This is a genomic window from Limimaricola cinnabarinus (genome assembly GCF_002723615.1).
GTDB classification, from domain to species: Bacteria; Pseudomonadota; Alphaproteobacteria; order Rhodobacterales; family Rhodobacteraceae; genus Limimaricola; species Limimaricola cinnabarinus_B.
Genome location: NZ_KZ304981.1, coordinates 1 through 22,075 on the forward strand (window position 1 = coordinate 1; position 22,075 = coordinate 22,075).

Consider the following 22,075-nt stretch of genomic DNA (forward strand, 5'->3'; position numbering starts at 1 on the left):
CGCCCTCGGCGCCGCGCCCGCCCTCGCGCCCCGCGCGTGCCGCGCCCGAGCCCGAACCGGCCCCCGAACCGGCCCCCGTGACCGAGCCGGAAACGCAGACCGCCTCCTCGCGGGATGCCGAGCCCGAGACGCCGCCCGCCGCCGACACCAGCGACGCCGTGGCCGACGCGCTCGCCGCCGCTCTGGCGAGCACGCCCGCGCCCGCCGCCAACCCCGGCCCGCCGATGACCGGGGCCGAGCAGTCGGCCTTCCGCGTCGCGGTGCAGGAATGCTGGAACGTCGATGTGGGCTCGGAGGCCGCGCGGGTGACGCTCACCGTCGCCTTCGATCTCGACCCGCAGGGCCGGGTGCAGGGCGATATCCGCCGTGTCGGCGGGCAGGGCGGCAGCGAGGCGGCGATCGAGGCGGCGTTCCAATCCGCGCGCCGCGCCATCCTGCGCTGCCAGCGCGACGGCTACGTGCTTCCGGCCGAGAAATACGAGCAGTGGAAGGAGGTCGAGATGACCTTCGATCCCTCCGGCATGAGGATGCGCTGATGCAATGCCGCCACGCTGGCCGCTTCATGCGCGAAAGCTTTGAACCCGCGCCCCCGACGGGGCGTTGCCCAACCCTAGGCTGCTGCGCAAAAGGGGCTGCGAATCCCCGCGGTATGACGGAACGAGGACAAAGATGCTGACCAGAACCATCGCGCTTCTGCTGGCGCCGCTCGTCGCGGCGACGGCCATTCCGGCACCCGCGCTCGCGCAGGACGGCCCCTTGCGGATCACCATCTCCGAAGGCGTGATCGAGCCCTTGCCCTTCGCCGTGCCGGGCTTTCAGGCCGAAACGGCGGGCGCCGAGCAGATCGCCGCCGACATCACCCGCGTGGTGGCGCAGGACCTGACCGGCACCGGGCTCTTCCGCGAGATCCCGGCCGCCTCCTTCATCTCCACGCCTGCGAGCTTCGCCAGCCCCGTCGCCTATCCCGACTGGCGCGCGATCAACGCGCAGGCGCTGATCACCGGCGCGGTGGCGGTCAATGGCGACCAGCTCACCGTCAAGTTCCGCCTCTACGACGTTTTCACCGGCGCCGAGCTGGGCGAGGGGCTGCAATTCACCGGCACCACGGGGGGCTGGCGGCGCATGGGTCACAAGGTGGCCGACGCGGTCTATTCCCGCATCACCGGCGAGAGCGGCTATTTCGACAGCCGCGTCGTCTTCGTCTCGGAATCCGGCCCCAAAGACAACCGCGCCCGCCGCCTCGCGATCATGGATTACGATGGCGAGAACCGGCAGTTCCTGACCGACAGCAACTCCCTCGTGCTGGCGCCGCGCTTTTCGCCGGGTGGCGACCGCGTGCTCTATACCAGCTACGAGAGCGGCTTTCCGCGGATCAGCCTGCTCGACGTGGCCAGCGTCGGGCGGCGGCAGATCACCACCGTCGAGGGCGAGATGGCCTTCTCCCCGCGCTTCTCCAAGGATGGCGGCGCGGTGATCTACTCGGTCTCCACCGGCGGCAACACCGACATCTACCGCACCGACCTGAATTCGGGCGCGCATACGCGGCTGACCTCGGCCCCCTCGATCGAGACCTCGCCCTCGCTTTCGCCCGATGGCAGCCAGATCGTGTTCGAGAGCGACCGCTCGGGCACGCAGCAGCTCTACATCATGTCCGCCTCGGGCGGCGAGCCGCGCCGCATCTCCTTCGGCGAAGGGCGCTACGGCTCGCCCGTCTGGAGCCCGCGCGGCGATCTCATCGCCTTCACCAAGCAGAATGCGGGCCGCTTCCATATCGGCGTGATGCGCACCGACGGCTCCGAGGAGCGGCTGCTGACCTCCTCCTTTCTCGACGAAAGCCCGACCTGGGCGCCCAATGGCCGGGTGCTGATGTTCACCCGCGAGACGCAGGGCGCCTCGGGCGGGCCGCAGCTTCATTCGGTCGACATCTCGGGGCGCAACCTCAAGCCGGTGCCGACGGGCGGCTTCTCCTCGGACGCCTCCTGGGGTCCGCTGCAACGATGAGGGCGGCGTTTGCACGCCGCCGGTCGCGTGCTAGGCATTCGGTCGAACACTCCTTCAGGGGCAGGATTTCCAACATGAACAAGTATCTCACCGCTTCCATCCTCGTCGGCGCTCTGGCGCTCTCGGCCTGCACCCGCCCCGACCGCTTCGGCGGCGGTGCGGACGGGCTGGGCGCGGACATCGCCGGGGCGGGCGCGGGCTTCGACCAGTCGGGCGCGATCGGCCAGAGCGGCCTGGGCAACCCCGACAGCCCCGAATACTTCGCCGAAGCCATCGGCGACCGGGTGCTGTTCCGGGTCGACCAGTCGACGCTGACCCCGGAAGCGATGGCGACGCTCGACGGCCAGGCGCAGTGGCTGATGACCAATTCCGACTATCTCGCCGTGATCGAGGGCCATGCCGACGAGCAGGGCACGCGCGAATACAACGTCGCACTCGGCGCGCGGCGGGCCAATGCGGCGCGCGAATACCTGATCTCGCGCGGCGTGCCGTCCTCGCGGCTGCGCACCATCTCCTATGGCAAGGAGCGGCCCATCGCGACCTGCTCGGATGCGAGCTGCTACGCGCAGAACCGCCGCGCCGTCACCGTCATCGCCGCCGGGGCGCTGAGCTGATGCGCGCGTCCCTGAGCCGTCTGGCGCTTCTGTGCGCCCTCGCGGCCCCGGTCGCCGGGGCGGCGCAGGGGCAGGACCAGACCCTCGCCGATATCCGGCAGGAGCTGTCGGTGCTCTACGGCGACATCCAGTCGCTCAAGAGCGAGCTGAACACCACCGATGCCGCCCCGCAGGCCGTGGGCGGCAATTCGGCGCTCGAGCGGCTCAACGCCATCGAGGCGCAGCTGCAGGGTCTGACCTCGAAGACCGAGGAGCTGGAGTTCCGCATCAACCGGATCACCACCGACGGCACCAACCGGGTCGGCGATCTGGAATTCCGCATCTGCGAGCTGGATGAGAACTGCGACATCAGCCAGCTCGGCGACACGCCGAGCCTGGGCGGCGTCGACAGCGCCGCCAACGTGCCGACCCCCGCCGCCCCGGTCTCGTCCGGCACCGGCCCCGCGCTCGCCGTCGGCGAAAGGGCGGATTTCGAGCGGGCGTCGGAGGCGCTCGCGCAGGGTGACTTTCGCCGCGCCGCGGACCAGTTCTCGGCCCATGTCCAGACCTATCCCGGCGGCGCGTTGAGCTCGGAGGCGCTGTTCAGGAAGGGCGAGGCCCTGACTGAACTCGGCGAAAGCGCCGAGGCGGCGCGCGCCTATCTCGACAGCTTCTCGGGCGATCCCGACGGCAAGGTCGCGGCACAGGCGCTTTACAAGCTCGGCCGCTCGCTTTCCGCGCTGGGTCAGGTGCCCGACGCCTGCGTGACGCTGGGCGAGGTCACGACGCGCTTTCCGGGCGATCCGGCCGCGAGCGAGGCGCAGGCCGCGATGCAGGAGCTATCGTGCCAGTGACGGCGACGGGGTGAGCGCCACGGACGATATTCTCGCCGCCGCTTTCCGATGCCTCGAGGCCGAGCCTTCCTTGCGGGGGCTCGGTCTTGCCGTGTCGGGCGGCGGGGATTCCATGGCGCTGTTGCACGCGATGGCAGGGCCGGCGCGCGAACGCGGCATCGCCATCCGCGTGGCCACGGTCGATCACGGTCTGCGCGACGGCGCGCGGGCCGAGGCCGAGCGGGTGGCGCGCGACTGCGCCGCGCTCGGCCTGCCGCACGAGATCCTCGACTGGACCGGCTGGGAAGGGCGCGGCAACCTGCAGGACGCCGCCCGCCAAGCGCGCCGCGCGCTCCTGGCGGAGTGGGCCGGGCGGCACGGGCTGGAGGCCGTGGCGCTGGGCCATACGCTCGACGATCAGGCCGAGACGGTGCTGATGCGGCTCGCGCGCGGCTCGGGGGTCGACGGGCTGTCGGCCATGTCCGCCCTCCGGCGCGAGGACGGGATCGCATGGCTGCGCCCCTTTCTCGGCCTGCGCCGCGAGACGCTGCGCGCATGGCTTTCAGAGCGAAACCTTGGCTGGGACGAAGACCCCTCGAACGCCGATCCGCGCTTTCAGCGGGTCCGGGCGCGGACGGCGTTGCAGGAGCTGGCGCCTCTCGGCATCGCGGCGCAGGGGCTGGCCGACACCGCGCAGCGCATGACGATGGCGCGGGAGGCACTGGAGGCGCTGGCCGCCGATCTGTCGGGCCGGGCGCTGCGGCTGCGGGCAGGCGCGGTGGAGATCGACGCAGCCCTGCTGGCGCGCGCGCCCGAGGAAACCCGGCTCAGGCTCGTTTCCGCCGCGATCGGCTGGATCGCCGGGCGCGCCTACAGGCCCCGGCTGGCCAGCCTTCAGGCCGGGCTGCAGGGCGCGGGGCAGGGGCGCTGGCGCAGCCTCTCGGGCGTGATGCTGGCCGAGCGCGGCGGCCGGCTCTGGCTGTGCCGCGAGCCGGGGCGCGCGGGCGGGCCGGTGGCCGCGGACGCGCTTTGGGATGGCAGGTGGCGGCTCGACCCGCCACCTGCCGAGGCCGAGGCCGGGGGGCTGCGGCTGGGCGCGCTCGGTGCCGCCGGGCTGGCCGGTCTGCCCGGCTGGCGCGACACCGGCCTGCCGCGTCAGGCGCTTCTGGCGAGCCCGGCCCTGTGGCGCGATGATGCGCTTCTCGCCGCGCCCTGCGTCGATCCGGCGGGGCCGTTCGCCGCGCGGATTGTCGCGGAGTTCCCTTATCCGACGCTTCCGCATTGAAGATGGCGCTGCAATCTCTATTTTGAAGTCGTGGCCCGTGCCTTCCCCTGTGCGCGGCCAAACCTATTTTCGGAGGAAATCCCTTGGGCAACGCGCGCAACATCGCCTTCTGGGTCGTGCTCTTCTTGCTGATCCTGGCGCTGTTCAATCTGTTCAGCGGCGGGCAGTCCACGCTCCAGTCGAATTCCCGCAACTATTCCGACTTCGTCGAGGCGGTCGAAACCGGCAATGTCTCGCAGGTCACGCTGGACGGCGAGGAGGTGCGCTATCGCGGCACCGACGGGCGCGACTACGTCACCATCAAGCCCGAGGACGCCGAGGTCACGCAGCTTCTGATCGAGCGCGACATTCCCATCACCGCGCGCAGCCAGGAGCAGTCGGGCTTCACCACCTTCCTGCTGTCGCTGCTGCCCTTCCTGCTGCTGATCGGTGTCTGGATCTATTTCATGAACCGGATGCAGGGCGGCGGCAAAGGCGGGGCCATGGGCTTTGGCAAGAGCCGCGCCAAGCTGCTCACCGAAAAGCATGGCAGGGTGACCTTCGACGACGTCGCCGGCATCGACGAGGCCAAGGACGAGCTCGAGGAGATCGTCGAGTTCCTGCGCAACCCGCAGAAGTTCTCGCGCCTTGGCGGCAAGATCCCGAAAGGCGCGCTGCTCGTCGGCCCTCCGGGCACCGGTAAGACGCTTCTCGCGCGCGCCATCGCGGGCGAGGCGGGCGTGCCCTTCTTCACCATCTCGGGCTCCGACTTCGTCGAGATGTTCGTCGGCGTCGGCGCGTCCCGCGTGCGCGACATGTTCGAGCAGGCCAAGAAGAACGCGCCCTGCATCGTCTTCATCGACGAGATCGACGCGGTGGGCCGGTCGCGCGGCGTGGGCTATGGCGGCGGCAATGACGAGCGCGAGCAGACGCTGAACCAGCTTCTCGTCGAGATGGACGGCTTCGAGGCCAATGAGGGCATCATCATCGTCGCGGCCACCAACCGCCCCGACGTGCTCGACCCCGCGCTCCTGCGTCCGGGCCGCTTCGACCGCCAGGTGCAGGTGCCCAACCCCGACATCAAGGGCCGCGAGAAGATCCTCGGCGTGCATGCGCGCAAGGTGCCGCTCGGCCCGGATGTCGATCTGCGCATCATCGCGCGCGGCACGCCCGGCTTTTCGGGCGCGGATCTGGCGAACCTCGTCAACGAGGCGGCGCTGATGGCCGCCCGCGTCGGCCGCCGCTTCGTCACCATGATCGATTTCGAAAGCGCCAAGGACAAGGTGATGATGGGCTCGGAGCGCCGCTCCATGGTCATGACCGAGGACGAGAAGAAGCTGACCGCCTATCACGAGGCCGGTCACGCCATCGTCGGCCTCAACGTCCCGCAGCACGACCCGATCCACAAGGCGACGATCATCCCGCGCGGCCGGGCACTCGGCCTCGTCCTCTCGCTGCCCGAGCGCGACCAGCTTTCGGTGACCTACACCAAGTACACCTCCAAGATCGCCATGGCGATGGGCGGCAAGGTGGCCGAGGAGCTGATCTTCGGGCGAGAGAACGTCACCTCGGGCGCCACCTCGGACATCCAGCAGGTCACCAAGATCGCCCGCGCGATGGTCACGCAGTTCGGCTTTTCCGACAAGATCGGCCATATCGACTATGCCAACGAGCAGCAGAGCTATCTCGGCTCCTACTCGGGCGGGGCGAGCCATTCGGCCGAAACCCAGAAGGTCATCGACGAGGAGGTCCGCCGGATCATCGACGAGGGCTACGAGACCGCCAAGCGCATCCTGACCGAGCGGCGCGAGGATCTGGAGCGGCTGGCGCAGGGCCTTCTGGAATATGAGACGCTGACCGGCAACGAGATCACCCGCGTGATCGCCGGCGAGCCGCTCAACCGCGGCGATGATGACGACAGCCAGAAGCCCGAGCAGGGCGGCGGCGCTTCGGTCACCGCGATCCCCAAGACGCGCAAGCCGAAGCCCACCGATGGCGGGGTTCCCGAGCCCAGCGCCTGACCCAAGGCCCATGCGAGAGAATGAAGCCCCGGCACCGCAAGGCGCCGGGGCTTTGCTCTTGAGGCGGATGGGCCGGGCTGGCAAAACCCGTTGAGATCGCCACAGGAGACGCCATGCCCGCACTCGCTCCCACCGAATTCGAGGGCCGCGTCGTCTGGCTCGGCCGGGTGCCGCACCGCGAGGCAGCACCCATCGCCTGCGATCCGCTCGATGAGATGACGCTCGGCTTCGGCGGGCTGGAGGGCGAGGTTCACGCCGGGCTGACCCGCCCCTCCTGCTCGCGCGTCACCGCACAGCACCCCAAGGGCACCGAGATCGCCAATACCCGGCAGCTCAGCCTCGTGGGCGCCGAGGAGCTGGCCCGGATCGCCGCCGCGCTGGGGCTCGAAGAGATCGATCCCGCATGGCTCGGCGCGTCGGTGGTGATCGCGGGCCTGCCGGATTTCAGCCACCTGCCGCCCTCGGCGCGGCTGCAGGGGCCGGATGGCTGCACCCTCGTGATCGACATGCAGAACCGGCCCTGCCAGTTTCCGGCGATGACGATCGAGGCCGCGCATCCCGGCCATGGCAAGGCGTTCAAGGCGGCGGCGAAGGGGCTGCGCGGGGTTACCGCCTGGGTCGAACGGCCCGGCACCTTGCGGCGCGGCGATACGCTTGGGCTGCACCTGCCCGAGCAGAGAGCGTGGCGTCCGCAGGGCGGGGGCGACGCATAAGCGCGCCGAAAGGTCGCCGGAGCACGGGACAAACCCGCCCCGCGCGCAAGGCTGAAGCAGGAACGGGGAGGCTGTAGAGCATGGCACAGAAGACCGATATCGAGATCGCCCGCGCGGCGGACAAGCTGCCGATCCGTGAGATCGGCGCGCGGCTGGGGATCGGGGAGGCCGACCTGCTGCCCTATGGCCACGACAAGGCCAAGATCTCCCAGCCCTTCATCGACGGGCTGAAGGGCCGCCCCGACGGCAAGCTGATCCTTGTCACCGCGATCAACCCGACGCCCGCGGGCGAGGGCAAGACCACCACCACCGTGGGCTTGGGTGACGCGATCAACCGCATCGGTCGCCGCGCGGCGGTCTGCATCCGCGAAGCCTCATTGGGCCCCAATTTCGGCATGAAGGGCGGCGCGGCGGGCGGCGGCTATGCGCAGATCGTGCCGATGGAGGAGATGAACCTCCATTTCACCGGCGATTTCCACGCCATCACCAGCGCGCACAACCTGCTCGCCGCGATGATCGACAACCATGTCTACTGGGGCAACGACCTCGAGATCGACACGCGCCGCATCGTCTGGCGGCGGGTGATGGACATGAACGACCGGGCGCTGCGCCAGATCACGGCGTCCTTGGGCGGGGTGATGAACGGCTTTCCGCGCGAGGCGGGCTTCGACATCACCGTGGCCTCCGAGGTCATGGCGATCCTCTGCCTCGCCACCGACCTGAACGACCTGCAAAAGCGGCTGGGCGACATGATCGTGGCCTACCGGCGCGACAAGACGCCGGTCTTCGCGCGCGATCTCGGCGCCGACGGGGCGATGACGGTGCTGCTGCGCGACGCGATGCAGCCCAACCTCGTGCAGACATTGGAGAACAACCCCGCCTTCGTGCATGGCGGGCCCTTTGCCAATATCGCGCATGGCTGCAACTCGGTGATCGCCACGACCACCGCGCTCAAGCTTGCCGATTTCGTGGTGACCGAGGCGGGCTTCGGCGCCGATCTCGGGGCGGAGAAGTTCTTCGACATCAAGTGCCGCAAGGCCGGCCTGCACCCCGACGCGGTGGTGCTGGTGGCGACGATCCGGGCGCTCAAGATGAATGGCGGCACGGCCAAGGACGCGCTTGGTACGCCCGACCCGGAGGCGGTGGCGCGCGGCTGCGCCAATCTCGGGCGGCATCTGTCGAACCTCAAGGGCTTCGGCGTGCCCGTCGTCGTCGCCATCAACCATTTCGCGGGCGACAGCGAGGCCGAGATCGCCGCCGTCACGGATTACGTGCATGAGCACGGCGCGGAGGCGGTGCTGTGCCGCCACTGGGCCGAGGGCGGCAAGGGAGCCGAGGCGCTGGCCGAAAAGGTCGTGGCGCTGGCCGAAAGCGGGGCATCCGCGTTTGCTCCGCTCTATGAGGACGAGATGGGCCTGTTCGACAAGATCGACACCATCGCCCGGCGCATCTACCACGCCGATCAGGCCATCGCCGACGCCAAGATCCGCGACCAGCTCCATGCCTGGGAGGCGCAGGGCTACGGGCATTTGCCGGTCTGCATGGCCAAGACGCAGTATTCCTTCACCACCGATCCCACCTTGCGCGGCGCGCCGACCGGCCATGACGTGCCTGTGCGCGAGGTGCGGCTTTCGGCCGGGGCGGGCTTCGTCGTGGCGATCTGCGGCGAGATCATGACCATGCCGGGCCTGCCGAGCCGCCCGGCGGCTGAGAAGATCCGCCTGAGCGAGGCGGGCCATGTCGAAGGTCTGTTCTAGACCGCCAAGCTGTGGGACAAGGCCTTCGAACGAGCTTTCGGAGGGTTTCGAATGACGGCAGCGGCCGAGATTGGCGACATGGCGGCGCTCAGGCGCGAGATCGACGCGATCGACGCGGAACTGGTGCGGCTCATGGCGCGCCGCTCCAGCATGATCGAGCGGGCGATCGAGCTGAAACCGGGCGAAGGCCTGCCCGCCCGGATCGAGACGCGGGTGCAGGACGTGCTCGACAAGGTCGCGGCCCGCGCCCATGCCGAGGGGCTCGACACCGGCCTCGCGGAGCGGCTGTGGCGCGAGATGATGGAGCATTTCATCGCGCGCGAGGAAGAGGTCCTGGGCAAGGGAGACGCGACATGAGCGCTACCATCATCGACGGCAAGGCGTTTTCCGCCGACATTCGCGGCCGGGTGGCCGAACAGGTCGCGGCGCTGAAGGCGGCGCATGGCATCACCCCCGGCCTCGCCGTGGTGCTGGTGGGCTCCGACGCCGCCTCGGAGGTCTATGTGAAGTCCAAGGGCCGCAAGACGGTCGAGGTGGGCATGGAAAGCTTCGAGCATCGCCTGCCCGAGGAGACGACCGAGGCCGATCTCGTGGCGCTGGTCGAAAAGCTCAACGCCGACCCCAAGGTGCATGGCATCCTCGTGCAGCTGCCGCTGCCCGGCCACATGAATTCCGACGCGGTGATCAACACCATCGACCCGGCCAAGGACGTGGACGGCTTCCACATCTCCAATGTGGGTCTTCTGGGCACCGGGCAGAAGGCGATGGTGCCCTGCACGCCGCTGGGCTGCCTGATGATGCTGCGCGACCAGCTGGGCGACATGTCGGGCAAGGAAGCGGTGGTGATCGGCCGTTCCAACATCGTCGGCAAACCGATGGCGCATCTGCTGCTGGGCGAAAGCTGCACGGTCAGCATCGCGCATAGCCGCACCAAGGACATTGCCGATGTGGTGCGCCGCGCCGACATCGTGGTCGCCGCCGTGGGCCGGCCCGGCATGGTCAAGGGCGACTGGATCAAGCCCGGCGCCACGGTGATCGACGTGGGCATCAACCGGATCGACGCGGGCGAGGGCAAGACGCGGCTCGTGGGCGACGTGGAGTTCGAAAGCGCCAAGGAGGTCGCGGGCGCGATCACGCCGGTGCCCGGCGGGGTCGGACCGATGACCATCGCCTGCCTGCTGGCCAACACGCTGACCGCCGCCTGCCGGGCCAACGGGTTGCCCGAGCCCGAAGGGCTCACGGTCTGAACCCGCCCGAAGGGCTTACGGTCTGAATCCGCCCGAAGGGCTCACCGTCTGAGCTAGAACCGCCTCCGCCCCCGCCCCGCGCCCCGCGCGGGGTAGGGGACGAGCAGCGGTTTCGCTCCCGTCAGCACCGCGAAGGCCGGGCTGCCGATCAGCGCGCGCAGCTCGGGCGCGGTCGCGGGCATGCCGCCGGTATAGGCGCCGTAAGCGGGCAGGATCATCCGCGCGGCGTCGAAGAGCAGGCAGGGCCTCGTACCGCCGCAGCCGGGCAGGCCGAGCTTGGGATGATAATGCCCCGACAGCTCGCCCGAAGCCCCCGGCTCCGCGATATGGCGGAAGGTGAGGGGGCCGAGCGTCAGCTCGGCATGATGCTCGCCCGGCAGCCCCGCCGGGCCGGGGTCATGGTTGCCCTCGACCCAGTGCCAGACCCGGGGCTCGATCAGCGAGAGGAGATGCGCGCGGTCCTCCGGGTCGAGGCTCCGCGCGGCATCGAGATCGTCGAAGCTGTCGCCCAGACACAGCACGCCGCCCGCGCTCGTGGCGGCGAGGTCCGCCTCCAGCCGTTCCAGCGTCGCGCGGGTCTCGTAGGGTGGCAGCATCGTGCCGCGGCGGCGCGCGATGCGCTCGGACTTGCCCAGATGCAGGTCCGACACGATCAGCAGGTCGCGCGCGGGCCAGAACAGCGCGCCGGAGCCCAGCGCGCAGAGCGTCTCGCCCCGAAAGGGAATCTCGATGGTGTTCATGGAACGCCCCCATGCCCGCGCCGGGCGGCGCGTGCAAGCGGGGCGCCCCTCACACCCCCGCGACGGTGGGCGCGCCGAAGGCCGCGAGGCCGGACTCCTTGAGAAGCCGCGCCGCCTCCTCCTCGGCCAGCCGCTCGCGGCCCGCCCCCGCCACCGGCACCCGGTCGCGCTCCAGCAGCATCGCGGCGGCGAGTGGGGTGGGGCGCGCGGCGCGGACGAGATCGACCCGGCCCCTCGTGCGCTCCAGCATCTCCTCGACCCGTGCGAAATCCACGAGGCCGCGCATCGCCTGCTCGCGGGTGACGCGCAGGATCAGGTGCTCGGGGTCGTATTTCGCCAGCGTGTCGTAGAGGATGTCCGACGAAAACGTCGCCTGCTTGCCGGTCTTGCGGACCTGCGGCAGGTTCTTCTCGATCAGCCCGGCGATGCTCGCCACGCCCCGGAATGTCCGTTTCATCACCGCGTTCGAGGTGAGCCAGCCCTCCAGCCCCTCGCGCAGATCGTCTGCCTCGAACAGCGGCGCAGGGTCGATCAGCTCGTCGAGCCCCCAGACCAGCGTCGCGTAATCGGTGCCGACGAAGCCTAGCGGGTTCAGCCCCAGCGTCTCCATCCGGCGGGTCAGCAGGAGGCCCAGCGTCTGCTGCGCGTGACGGCCCGCGAAGGTGTGAAAGCAGGCGTGGTGCCGCCCGTCATGCGGGAAGGTCTCGACGAGGATGCGGCCATGCTGCGGCATCTGCGACACCTCGCGCTGCAGATGCAGCCAGTCGCGCGTGTGGCGCGGCAACTCGGGCCAGTCGGGGCGCTGCAGATCGTCGAGGATGCGATGCGCGAGCTGGGCCGAGGTGGGCATCTTGGCCCCCGCATAGGTGGCGATGCGCGGCTCGCGGTCGGCGCGGCGGGTGACCTCGACGGTCATCTCGCGCAAGGTCTCGTAGCGCACGACCTGCCCGCCGATGAGGAAGGTGTCTCCGGGCGTCAGCGAGGAGGCGAAGCCCTCTTCGACCTCGCCCAGGGGCCGCCCGCCGCGCCCGCGCATCCGCACCTTCAGCATGTCGGCATCCTGGATCGTGCCGATGTTCATGCGGATGCGCAGGGCGCTGCGCGGATCGCGCAGCTGCCACAGCCCGTCGGGGCGCCTGAGCAGCCGCTTCCACTTGTCATAGGCCCTGAGCGCGTAGCCGCCCGTGGCCACAAAATCGAGGCAGTCGTCGAACTGCGCCCGGCTGATCCCGGCATAGGCGCCTACGGTCTTCGTTTCGGCGAAGAGCGCGTCCACGTCGAACGGCCCGGCGCAGGCGGTGATCATGATGTGCTGGCACAGCACGTCGAGCGGGCCGGGCCCGTGCGGGCTGCCGTCGAGCTCATGCGCCTTGACCGCCTCCAGCGCCGCCATGCATTCGACCACCTCGAAGCGGTTGGCGGGCACCAAGAGCGCCTTGGAGGGCGCGTTGTAGCGGTGGTTCGCGCGGCCGATGCGCTGGACGAGGCGCTTGACGTTCTTGGGCGCGCCGATCTGGATCACGAGATCCACGTCGCCCCAGTCGATGCCGAGATCGAGGCTACCGGTGCAGACGATGGCCTTGAGCTCGCCCGCCACCATCGCCGCCTCGACATTGGCGCGCACCTGCCGGCTCAGGCTGCCATGGTGGATGCCGATCGGCAGGTCGTCCTCATTGGCGAGCCAGAGCTTGTGAAAGAAGATCTCGGCCTGCGCGCGGGTGTTGTGGAAGATCAGCGTGGTCTTGTGCTTCTTCACCTCGTCGAGCACCTCGCGCACCGCGTAGCCGCCGCCCGCGCCCGCCCATGGGGGCGGGGCCTTGGTGTGCAGCATCGAGATGTCGGGGTCGGGGCCGGGATCGGCCTCGATGATCTCGCAAGGTTCGGGGTGCTTCGCGAGCAGCGAGGCCAGCGCGGCGGGGTCCTCGACCGTGGCCGACAGGCCGACCCGGCGCAGGCCGGGGGCGAGGGTCTCCAAGCGCCCCAGCGACAGCATCAGCTGATCGCCGCGCTTGCCCTCCATCAGCGCGTGGATCTCGTCCACCACCACCCGCTTGAGCCCCGCGAAGATGCGCGGCGCATCCTCGTAGGAGATCATCAGCGCGAGGCTCTCGGGCGTGGTCAGCAGGATATGCGGCGGATCGGCGCGCTGGCGCTTCTTGGCGGTCTGTCTGGTGTCGCCGGTGCGGTCCTCGACCCGGACGGGGAGGTCCATCTCTTCGATCGGGATCATCAGGTTGCGTCTGATGTCGGTCGCGAGCGCCTTCAGCGGCGAAATGTAGAGCGTGTGCAGCCCCTGATGCGGCGTTTCGGTCAGCTCGGCGAGGGTCGGCAGGAAACCGGCAAGCGTCTTGCCGCCCCCGGTGGGCGCGATCAGCATGAGCGCGGCGGCGCCGGCGCGGTCGAGCATCTCGCGCTGGTGCGGGTGGATGCTCCAGCCGCGCGAGGCGAACCAGTCTTCGAAGGAGGGGGGCAGGGCGGTCATCCCCCTGATCTAGGGCGCAGCCCCCCCGCTTTCAAAGCTCCGAGAGCCGCCGCGCCAGTTCGTCGCGCAGCGTCACGATCCGCGCGTCGATCGCGGCCTCGGTCTGCGTGGTCCCCGTTTCGGACCAATGCGAGAACCGGTCGAGCAGCGGCAGCAGCGTGTCGATCTCCTCGCGCGTCCAGTCCGAGAGAAACCCGCCCAGAAGCAGGAACTTGTAGCGCCGCACCGCCTCGACGATGGCGAGGCCCGACGCGGTCAGCGCCACGATGGTGCGCCGCGCATCGGCCTGGCTCGCCGCGCGCTCGGCAAAGCCGCGCGCGATCAGGTCCGAGACGATCCGGCTGGCGCGCGAGGGGTCGATGTTGAGCCGCTGCGCCACGGTCGAGACCATGGTTTCGCCCTCGGGGTCGTCGCCGAACTCGTTGGCGGGCGCGTGGATCGCGATCATCACGTCGAGCTGCGCCAGATCGAGCGGCAGGCCGAGCTCCGCCAGGGCCCGATGCCCCAGCTCGCGCGTGCGCACCCGCCTGCGCCAGCGTTGCAGCACCGCGTCGAAGGCCAGCGCCGCGCGCGTCACCTCCGGGTCGATCCCGGCCCGCGCCATGTCTCCGATCAGCTCCTCGTCGCGTTCGGCCATTCCTTGCCTTCCCTTGTTGCATGTCATTGACATGCATGTGCCGGCGACACATATCTGGCGTCACCGCATCCCCATCAAGAGCCCCGTCCGCCGTTTTGGCGGTCCGTGATCTCTTGCGCCCTGATAACCCGGAGTTTCGCATGACTGCCACACCCGATGCCATGGAGCACCCCGCAAGCCCCGGCGATGCGCGGCTGCGCATGGCGATCTGGGCGGTGGCGGTGACGCTGTTCGTCGCCTCGACCGGGCAGACCATCGTCTCGACCGCGCTGCCGGTGATCACCGCCGATCTCGGGGGCTTGGACCGGATGAGCTGGGTGGTGACGGCCTATCTTCTGGCCTCGACCGTGGGCGCGCCGGTCTTTGGCAAGTTGGGCGACCTGTTCGGCCGCAAGGCGGTGCTGCAAGGCGGGCTCGGGGTGTTCACGCTGGGCGCGCTGATCTGCGGTGTGGCACCTTCGATGGAGGTGCTGATCGCGGGCCGGGCGGTGCAGGGGCTCGGCGGCGGCGGGCTGATCGTGGTGTCGATGGCGGTGGTGGCGGATCTTCTGCCCCCGCGCGAGCGCAGCCGCGTGCAGGGCGCGCTGGGCGGGGTCTTCGGCCTGTCGACCGTGATCGGCCCGCTGGTCGGCGGCTTTCTGGTGCAGAGCCTCGGCTGGCACTGGATCTTCTTTGCCAACCTGCCGGTGGTGGCGCTGGCATGGGTGGTGCTGCAATCGGCGCTGGAGCGGCACACGCCAGACGCGCGGCCGCGCATCGACGTGGCGGGCGCGGCGCTCCTGGCGGCATCGCTTTCGGGGCTGGTGCTGGTGTCGAGCCTGGGCGGCACGGCGCTGGATTGGAGCGCGCCCGTGATGCTGGCGCTGATCGGCGCGACGCTCGTCGCGCTGGCGGGGTTTCTCGTGGTCGAGAGCCGGGCCGAGGAGCCGGTGCTGCCGCTGTCGCTGTTCCGGCTCAACGCGGTCTGGGTGGTCAATGCTTCGGGGCTGCTCGTGGGCATGGCGATGTTCGGCACGATCACCTTCCTGCCGCTCTATTTGCAGGTGGTGCAGGGGCTGTCGCCGGTGCTGTCGGGGATGCTTTTGCTGCCGATGATGGCCGGTCTGATCGGCGCCTCGGTCGTCTCTGGCCGGGTGATGGGGCGCACCGGGCGCTACAAGCTGATGCCGGTGCTCTCCACCGCGCTTCTGGCCTTTGCCATGCTCGGCCTGTCGCGGCTCGGGGCGGATACGCCGCTCTGGCTGGTGGTGGCGCTGATGACGGCCACCGGGCTCGGGATCGGGCCGATGATGAGCGTCGGCGTGGCGGCGATCCAGAACGCGGTGCCGCGCGCGATGCTGGGCGTCGGCACGGCGAGCGCCAACATGTTCCGGCTGATCGGCGGCTCCCTGGGCACCTCGATCTTCGGCGCGGTGTTCGGCGCCGGGCTGGCGCACAACCTCGCCGGCCGGATCGAGGGCGCCGATCTCGGCGCGATCAGCCGCGAGACGGTGATGGCGCTCGACCCCGCCACGCGCGAAAGCGTGCTTTCGGGCTTTGCCGCCGCGCTCGGGCCGATCTTCCTGCTGGCGGCGGGCATCGCCGCGCTGGCCTTCGCGGTCACGCTGCTCTTGCGCGAGGTGCCGCTGGGCGAGGGCTGATCAGCGGGTGACGCTGCCCTCGCGCACGAACATGTTGTCCCAGGCCCGGTCGATCAGCTCTGGCGTCATCTGGTAGGGGATGCCCTCGAACTCGCAGATCGAGATGATCTGGTCGATCAGGAAGACCGGCTGGTAATTGGCATAGACGTTGTCGATCGAGGGATACTTGACCTTCAGCAGGTGGATCAGCGCCGCCTGGTCGAGCGGCATCTTCTTCTTGCGCGCCACGAGCGCGAAGATCTTGAGGAAATCCTCCTGGCTCGGCCCGTCGATGCGGATCTTGTAGAAGATCCGCCGCAGCGCCGCCTGGTCGAAGATCTCGGCGGGGTGGAAGTTGGTCGAGAAGATCACCAGCGTGTCGAAGGGCACCTCGAACTTCTCGCCCGATTGCAGCGCGAGGATGTCGCGCCCTTCCTCGAGCGGCACGATCCAGCGGTTCACCAGCTTTTGCGGCGGCTCGGCCTGGCGGCCGAGATCGTCGACGATGAAGATCCCGCCCGTCGCCTTGAGCTGCAAGGGCGCCTGATAGGTGCGCGAGACCGGGTTGTAGACCAGATCGAGCATGTCGAGCGACAGCTCGCCGCCGGTGACGACCGTGGGCCGCTCGCAGCACAGGTAGCGCGCATCGAAACGATTGCCGGTGCGGCGCAGGGCGCTGGTCGCCTCGGGGGCCTCGTTGATGCTGGTGTGGATGACCGGGTCGTAGACGGTGATGACCTGGCCGCCATATTCGATCGCGCAGGGCACGTAGACCCTGTCGCCGAAAGCGTCGCGGATGCCGTTCGAGATCGAGGATTTGCCGTTGCCGGGGGGGCCGTACATCAGGATCGAGCGGCCCGCGCCGATCGCGGGGCCGAGCTGGCCGATCAGCGCGGGCGGCAGCACGAGATGGCCCATCGCCGCGTGCAGCCTGTCGCGGGTCATGGCCATGTTGCGCACCGATTGCCGCGCCACCTGCATCCGGTAGTCCGAGAGAGGCACCGGCATGGCGCCGAAATACTCCGATTGCGCCAGGGCGTCGAGCGCCCGCGCCCGGCCCGCATCGGTCAGCTGGTAGGGCATTTCCGAGGCGCCGCCCGTGGCGTTCAGCGTGCCCATCGCCTCGATCAGCTTCTGGCCGCGCAGCAGGTCGACGAGATCCTGCGTCACGTTGACGGGCAGCCGGAGCGCGGCGGCGATCTCGCTGACGAGGCGGGCGTTCATCCTAAAGATCGTCTTGAGCGCGATGTCGCGCATCATCACCGGCGGCAGGCCGACGGCGTCGAGGCTCCTGGGCGATTGCGGCGCGCCCGTGCCGATCGGCTGCATGTTCATCCCTGACCTCCCATGCGGCGTGCATGCCGCGCAAGACTGGCGCGCCATTGTGGCATGAGAAGGGAGAGCGAAGGGCTCTAGTTGGTCGCGCCGCCATCGAGCGCGCGCAGCGCGCGCGCGGCTTCCTCGAAATGCTGCGGGTGGGTGTCGACCGCGTCGCGCAGGAGATCCCGCCCGATCGCCACGTCGTTCTGCTTGATCGCGGCAAGCGCCAGCGTGTGCAGAAGCTGCGCGCGCTCGGTCTGGTCGAGCGGGATCGCGGGCAGCTTGTAGTTGCGCTGCGCGCCGCGGGCGAGGACGAGGTTGTTCTTGGCGGTGAACAGCCCCGGCTCCTGGCGCAGCGCATCGGTGAAGAGCCGCTCCGCCCCGGCATAATCGCCGCGGGTGAGCTTGGAATAGCCCCAGTTGTTGAGCGCGCCGGCCGGGGTGGTGGTCAGCCCGACGGCGGTTTCGTAGAAGCTGTCGGCGCGGCTCCATTCCTCGTTGCTGTCGGCGACCATCGCCTCGAGCCGGTAGCGCTGGAAGGTCTCATGGGTGGGCGGCACCGCGTCGAGCACCTGTTCGGCGGCGTCCCAGTCATTGGTGCGGATCAGCGCATCGGCCAGCTCGACGCTGTCGGCGGGCCGGGCCTCGGGATGCGCCGTCACCTCGCGCCAGGCCGCGACCCCCTCGCGCGCCTGACCGGCGCGCACCAGCGAGGTGGCGAGACCGCGCCGGGGCGCGATGGCCGCGGGCTCCTGGGCCGCGAGGCGGCGGAAATAGGCGATGCTCTCGGCGGGGTCGGCCACGGTGAGCATGATCTCGTTGAGATCGGCGTCGCGCGCCTCGCGCAGATCGCCGACGGCGCGCGCCACCTCGCCATCGGGCGCGCCGCAACCGGCCAGGCCGAGCGCCAGAAGCGCGGCACAAGAGCGAATGGTAAGGCGCATGGGGCGTCCTTTGCTGCTCGTCATCCTCACAGGGCGGTCAGAACGGCGAATTCGCTCGCCCCGCGCCGCACCAGTTGAAACTCTCCGGTTTCCCGCGGCTCAGCATAGAACGCGTCGTCGCGCTTGGCGAGGGCGCGGCGCAGGTTGTCGCGGACCATGTCGTCGCCGCCATCCACGAGGCCGAAGGCCCGGCGAAAGCTCTCGGCCGCCTCGGCGGGGCGGCCGGTCTCCATCAGCACCACGCCGAGATTGTTCCAGGCCGGCGCGAAGCCCGCATCGCGCGCCACGGCCCGGCGCAGGAGCCGCTCGGCCTGGCCGAGCCGTCCGAGCCGGAGATTGGCCGAGCCCATGGCCGAGAGCGTGTCGACATCGAGCCCGCGCGCCGCCGCGGCGCGGCCATAGGCCGCGAGCGCCAGCTCGGCCTCGCCCGCCGCCATCAGCCGGTGGCCCACGATCAGCCCGTCGACATCCGGCGCGCCCGAGGGGCCCGGCGCATAGACCCCGCCCGCAGGCGCCGAAAGGCCGCCCGGCGGGGCGCAGGCGGCCAAAACGAGAAGCAAGGGGAGCAGAAGGACCGGCAGAACGGCGGATGTCATGAAGGTCAGTTCCCGGCGGCCCCGCCGCCAATGGTCATGTAGATGTCGTAGAGCGACGGCCCGATCAGGATGATGAGCAGCGGCGGCACCGTCAACATCATCGTCGCCAGCGTCATCTTGGTGGGCAGGGTGTTGGCCTTTTCCTCGGCCCGCATCACCCGCTTGTCGCGCATCTCGGCCGAGAACACCCGCAGCGCCTCGGCGATCGAGGTGCCGAATTGCTGGCTTTGCACCAGCACCGTGACGAAGCTCGAGATATCGGTCACGCCGCAGCGCTCGGACAGGTCGCGCAGCACCTGCGTCTTGTCCTTGCCCGCCTTCATCTCATGCGCCACCTGGCTGTATTCGAAGGCAAGGTCGGGATAGCCCGCGCGCAGCTCGTGGCTGACCCGGATGACCGACTGGTCGAGCGACTGGCCCGCCTCGACGCAGACGAGCATCATATCGAGGCTGTCGGGAAAGCCGTCGGTGATGTTCTGGCGGCGCGTCTCGCGGCGGCGGGTGACCCAGTATTTCGGAGCCATGTAGCCGATCGCGCCGGGCAGCAGCGTTGACAAAAGCAGCTCCTGCGTCGTGGCGCTGCCCTGGCTCAGCGCGTAGATCAGGCCGCCGACGAGGCCGCCGAGGCCCAGCGCGAACTGGCTGAAGTGATAGATCCGCACCGCGGCGCGGGTGCGGTAGCCCGCCTGGATGAGCCGCAGCCGGGCGGCCGAGAATTCCTCGGCGTTCTGCGGTTCGAGAAAGCTGGCATAGCGTTCGAGCTTGTCGGCGCCCGAGGCGCTGCGCAGCCGGTCGGGGCGTTCGGCCGCCGCGGCCTCGGGCCGCGCGTTCGCCGCGCGCAGCCGGTCGAGCGGATCGGCGCGGCGCCGCAGCAGCATCGGCAGCGCGACGATGACCATCACCAGCCCGAGAAAGGCGACCGCGAGGAGGGGCCCCGCGGGGCCGAGAAGGGCCACGAGCCGGGCCTCGATCTGCTGGAGCAGGAGCATGTCTCAGACCTTGATGTTGACGAGGGCGCGCATGACGAAGACGTTGACCAGCAGGAAGCCCGCCACCACGAAGCAGGCCGGGATGAAGACCGGCGTCTGGCTCACCTCGGCATAGTAGTCGGGCTCCATCAGGTTGATCCCCGCCAGCGCCGCGAGCGGAAAGCCCGACAGGAAGGTGCCCGACCATTTCGCCTCGGCGGTGATCGCCTTGACCCTGCGGAACAGCCGGAAGCGCGCGCGCACCACCTTGGCCAGCCCGTCGAGGATCTCGGCGAGATTGCCGCCCGCCTGGCGCTGGATCGTCACCGCGACGGCGAGAAAGCGCAGATCCTGCATGTCGAGCCGCTCGGCCATGGCCTTGAGGCTGTCGCTGACGTCGCGGCCATAGGCGGCCTCGTCGGCGATGAGGCCCATCTCGGTGCCCAGCGGATCGGGCACCTCCTTGGCGACGATGCCGATCGCGGAGGAAAAGGGATGGCCGACCTTCAGCGAGCGCACCATCAGCTCGATCGCCTCGGGCAGCTGCGCTTCGATCAGGCCGATGCGGGTCTTGGCCTTGTTGCTGACCCACAGATAGACGCTGCCGATGCCCATCGCGGCGGCCACGGCGATGCGGATCGCCGGGCCCGCGCCCGTGCCCATGGTAAGGCCGACATAGGCGACGAGGCCGAGCCCGGCCATTAGCAGCACCAGCTGGCGCGGGGTGAAGGCGATGTTGGCCAGCTGCGCCTTGTGCGCCAGCAGCGAATAGACCGGCACGCGCCGCGCGCGCATGTGCTGCGACATCTCCTTGCGCAGCTGTTCGAGCACCTCCTCGCGCCGACCGCCCTTCTCCAGCAGGGTCAGCCGCCGGTTGACCCGGTTGTTGAGGCTGATCGAGCGGCCGAAGACGGTGAGATACACCCCCTCGACCAGCACCAGCACGGCAACGAAGACAAGTCCGTAGATGATCGGCTCGGCGCTCAGGCTCATGATCTCACTCCGCCGCCATGGGTTCGAACACCGAGGCCGGCAAATCGTAGCCCCACAGCCGGAACCGCTCGGAGAAGTGGCTGCGCACGCCGGTCGCGGTGAAATGGCCGATGATCTTGTTGTCCGGGGTCAGCCCGACCCGGCGGTAGCGGAACACCTCCTGCATGGAGATCACGTCGCCCTCCATGCCGGTGACCTCGGTGATCGAGGTCATCCGGCGCGAGCCGTCCTGCAGGCGCGAGGCCTGCACGATCAGGTTCACGGCGCTGGCGATCTGGCTGCGCACCGCCTTGATCGGCATCTCGATGCCCGCCATGGCGATCATGTTCTCCAGCCGCGAGATGCCGTCGCGCGCGGAGTTGGCGTGGATCGTGGTCATCGAGCCGTCATGGCCGGTGTTCATTGCCTGCAGCATGTCGATCACCTCCTCGCCGCGCGTCTCGCCGACGATGATCCGGTCGGGCCGCATCCGAAGCGCGTTCTTGAGACAGTCGCGCTGGCTCACCGCGCCGCGGCCCTCGACATTGGCGGGGCGGCTTTCCATCCGGCCCACATGGGTCTGCTGGAGCTGCAATTCGGCGGTGTCCTCGATCGTCAGGATGCGCTCGTTGTCGTCGATGAAGCTCGACAGCGCGTTGAGCGTCGTGGTCTTGCCCGAGCCGGTGCCGCCCGAGACGATGATGTTGAGCCGCGTCGCCACCGCCGCCTGCAGATAGGCCGCCATCTCCTCGGTCATCGCGCCGAAGCGCACGAGATCGTCGATGCCGAGCTTGTCCTTCTTGAACTTGCGGATCGAGACGAGGGAGCCGTCGACCGCGATCGGCCCGACCATGGCGTTGAAGCGCGAGCCATCCGCGAGGCGGGCATCGACATAAGGGTTCGATTCATCGACCCTGCGGCCCACGGCGGAGACGATCTTGTCGATGATCCGCAGCAGGTGGCGCTCGTCCTTGAAGGTGATGTCGGTGAGCTGGAGCCTGCCGTCGCGCTCGACGAAGATCTGGTGCGGGCCGTTGACCAGAATGTCGTTGACCGTGTCGTCCTTGAGCAGGGTTTCGAGCGGCCCGAGCCCGGTGACCTCGAAATAGAGATCCTGCGTCAGGCTCTGGCGCTCCTCGCGGTTGAGCGCCACGCCCATCTCGTCGAGCGTCTCGGTGGCGATGGCGTTGATCTCGGCGCGCAGGTCCTGCTCGCTGGCCTTTTCGAGCGCGGAAAGGTTCAGCGTGTCGAGCAGCGCCTTGTGCACCTCGAGCTTGATCTCGGCGAGGCGCTCCTTGCGGCGGCGCTCCTTGTCGGCGGGGGCGGCTTCGGCGGCGGGACCGGCGCGGCGGGCCGGTGGCGGCAGCG

The 22,075-nt window shown here is 69.5% G+C and carries 19 protein-coding genes and 1 pseudogene; 11 read left to right on the forward strand and 9 right to left on the reverse strand.

All coding sequences use genetic code 11. The annotated features are described in order from the left end of the window. From CJ301_RS16815 to folD, 10 genes and pseudogenes are all read left to right on the forward strand, one after another. A pseudogene (locus tag CJ301_RS16815) lies at positions 1-536 on the forward strand (hypothetical protein); the annotation flags it as partial. A gap of 133 nt (positions 537-669) precedes the next feature. Continuing rightward, positions 670-2,001 carry a Tol-Pal system beta propeller repeat protein TolB gene (gene tolB / locus CJ301_RS16820; protein WP_173812384.1) on the forward strand — a complete coding sequence of 444 codons (1,332 nt, stop codon included), beginning with the start codon at positions 670-672 and terminating at the stop codon, positions 1,999-2,001. Positions 2,002-2,075: 74 nt separating this feature from the next. Then, entirely contained in the window at positions 2,076-2,615 is a 540-nt protein-coding gene (gene pal, locus CJ301_RS16825) for a peptidoglycan-associated lipoprotein Pal (protein ID WP_099278519.1), read from the forward strand. Beyond that, positions 2,615-3,448, forward strand: a complete 834-nt coding sequence (ybgF, locus tag CJ301_RS16830; protein WP_099278520.1) for a tol-pal system protein YbgF — start codon at positions 2,615-2,617, stop codon at positions 3,446-3,448. The genes pal and ybgF overlap by 1 nt, the downstream gene beginning before the upstream one ends. 10 nt (positions 3,449-3,458) lie before the next feature. Further along, the gene (gene tilS / locus CJ301_RS16835) at positions 3,459-4,712 is read left to right on the forward strand and encodes a tRNA lysidine(34) synthetase TilS (RefSeq protein ID WP_099278521.1); all 1,254 of its coding nucleotides are present in this window, start codon (positions 3,459-3,461) and stop codon (positions 4,710-4,712) included. An 83-nt stretch (positions 4,713-4,795) separates the two neighbouring features. Beyond that, positions 4,796-6,712 (forward strand): ATP-dependent zinc metalloprotease FtsH, encoded by a 1,917-nt coding sequence (gene ftsH / locus CJ301_RS16840; RefSeq protein WP_099278522.1) that lies wholly within the window; start codon positions 4,796-4,798, stop codon positions 6,710-6,712. Between the two features lie 113 nt (positions 6,713-6,825). Continuing rightward, positions 6,826-7,425 (forward strand): MOSC domain-containing protein, encoded by a 600-nt coding sequence (locus CJ301_RS16845; protein WP_099278523.1) that lies wholly within the window; start codon positions 6,826-6,828, stop codon positions 7,423-7,425. A gap of 80 nt (positions 7,426-7,505) precedes the next feature. After that, entirely contained in the window at positions 7,506-9,182 is a 1,677-nt protein-coding gene (locus tag CJ301_RS16850; RefSeq protein WP_099278524.1) for a formate--tetrahydrofolate ligase, read from the forward strand. Between the two features lie 51 nt (positions 9,183-9,233). Then, the gene (locus CJ301_RS16855) at positions 9,234-9,539 is read left to right on the forward strand and encodes a chorismate mutase (RefSeq protein WP_099278525.1); all 306 of its coding nucleotides are present in this window, start codon (positions 9,234-9,236) and stop codon (positions 9,537-9,539) included. Continuing rightward, positions 9,536-10,429, forward strand: coding sequence for a bifunctional methylenetetrahydrofolate dehydrogenase/methenyltetrahydrofolate cyclohydrolase FolD (gene folD / locus CJ301_RS16860; RefSeq protein ID WP_099278526.1), 894 nt, complete (start codon positions 9,536-9,538; stop codon positions 10,427-10,429). Before CJ301_RS16855 ends, folD begins: the two co-directional genes overlap by 4 nt. A gap of 53 nt (positions 10,430-10,482) precedes the next feature. On the opposite strand, the gene pdeM is transcribed toward folD, so the two are convergent. The 3 genes from pdeM to CJ301_RS16875 are packed head-to-tail and all read right to left on the reverse strand — an operon-like array spanning position 10,483 to position 14,288. Then, on the reverse strand, positions 10,483-11,169 hold the full coding sequence (gene pdeM, locus CJ301_RS16865; protein ID WP_099278527.1) for a ligase-associated DNA damage response endonuclease PdeM: 687 nt from the start codon (positions 11,167-11,169) through the stop codon (positions 10,483-10,485). Positions 11,170-11,218: 49 nt separating this feature from the next. Further along, positions 11,219-13,651, reverse strand: coding sequence for a ligase-associated DNA damage response DEXH box helicase (locus CJ301_RS16870; protein ID WP_099278528.1), 2,433 nt, complete (start codon positions 13,649-13,651; stop codon positions 11,219-11,221). Positions 13,652-13,682: 31 nt separating this feature from the next. Further along, a complete protein-coding gene (locus CJ301_RS16875) occupies positions 13,683-14,288 on the reverse strand; it encodes a MarR family winged helix-turn-helix transcriptional regulator (protein WP_099278529.1) in 606 nt (201 codons plus the stop codon). A 140-nt stretch (positions 14,289-14,428) separates the two neighbouring features. Here CJ301_RS16875 and CJ301_RS16880 point away from each other — a divergent pair, with 140 nt between their 5' ends. Continuing rightward, entirely contained in the window at positions 14,429-15,928 is a 1,500-nt protein-coding gene (locus CJ301_RS16880) for an MDR family MFS transporter (RefSeq protein ID WP_099278530.1), read from the forward strand. Here CJ301_RS16880 and CJ301_RS16885 read toward each other — a convergent pair whose 3' ends face one another. The 6 genes from CJ301_RS16885 to CJ301_RS16910 form a co-directional block, all read right to left on the reverse strand. Further along, on the reverse strand, positions 15,929-17,242 hold the full coding sequence (locus tag CJ301_RS16885; RefSeq protein WP_099278531.1) for an ATPase: 1,314 nt from the start codon (positions 17,240-17,242) through the stop codon (positions 15,929-15,931). A gap of 77 nt (positions 17,243-17,319) precedes the next feature. Beyond that, positions 17,320-18,171, reverse strand: coding sequence for a tetratricopeptide repeat protein (locus tag CJ301_RS16890; protein WP_099278532.1), 852 nt, complete (start codon positions 18,169-18,171; stop codon positions 17,320-17,322). A gap of 26 nt (positions 18,172-18,197) precedes the next feature. Further along, on the reverse strand, positions 18,198-18,767 hold the full coding sequence (locus CJ301_RS16895; protein WP_099278533.1) for a tetratricopeptide repeat protein: 570 nt from the start codon (positions 18,765-18,767) through the stop codon (positions 18,198-18,200). A gap of 5 nt (positions 18,768-18,772) precedes the next feature. After that, positions 18,773-19,756 carry a type II secretion system F family protein gene (locus tag CJ301_RS16900; protein ID WP_099278534.1) on the reverse strand — a complete coding sequence of 328 codons (984 nt, stop codon included), beginning with the start codon at positions 19,754-19,756 and terminating at the stop codon, positions 18,773-18,775. 3 nt (positions 19,757-19,759) lie between these two features. Beyond that, positions 19,760-20,728, reverse strand: coding sequence for a type II secretion system F family protein (locus CJ301_RS16905; protein ID WP_099278535.1), 969 nt, complete (start codon positions 20,726-20,728; stop codon positions 19,760-19,762). Positions 20,729-20,732: 4 nt separating this feature from the next. Next, the coding region (locus CJ301_RS16910) for a CpaF family protein (protein ID WP_099278536.1) at positions 20,733-22,075 on the reverse strand (1,343 nt) is incomplete at its 5' end.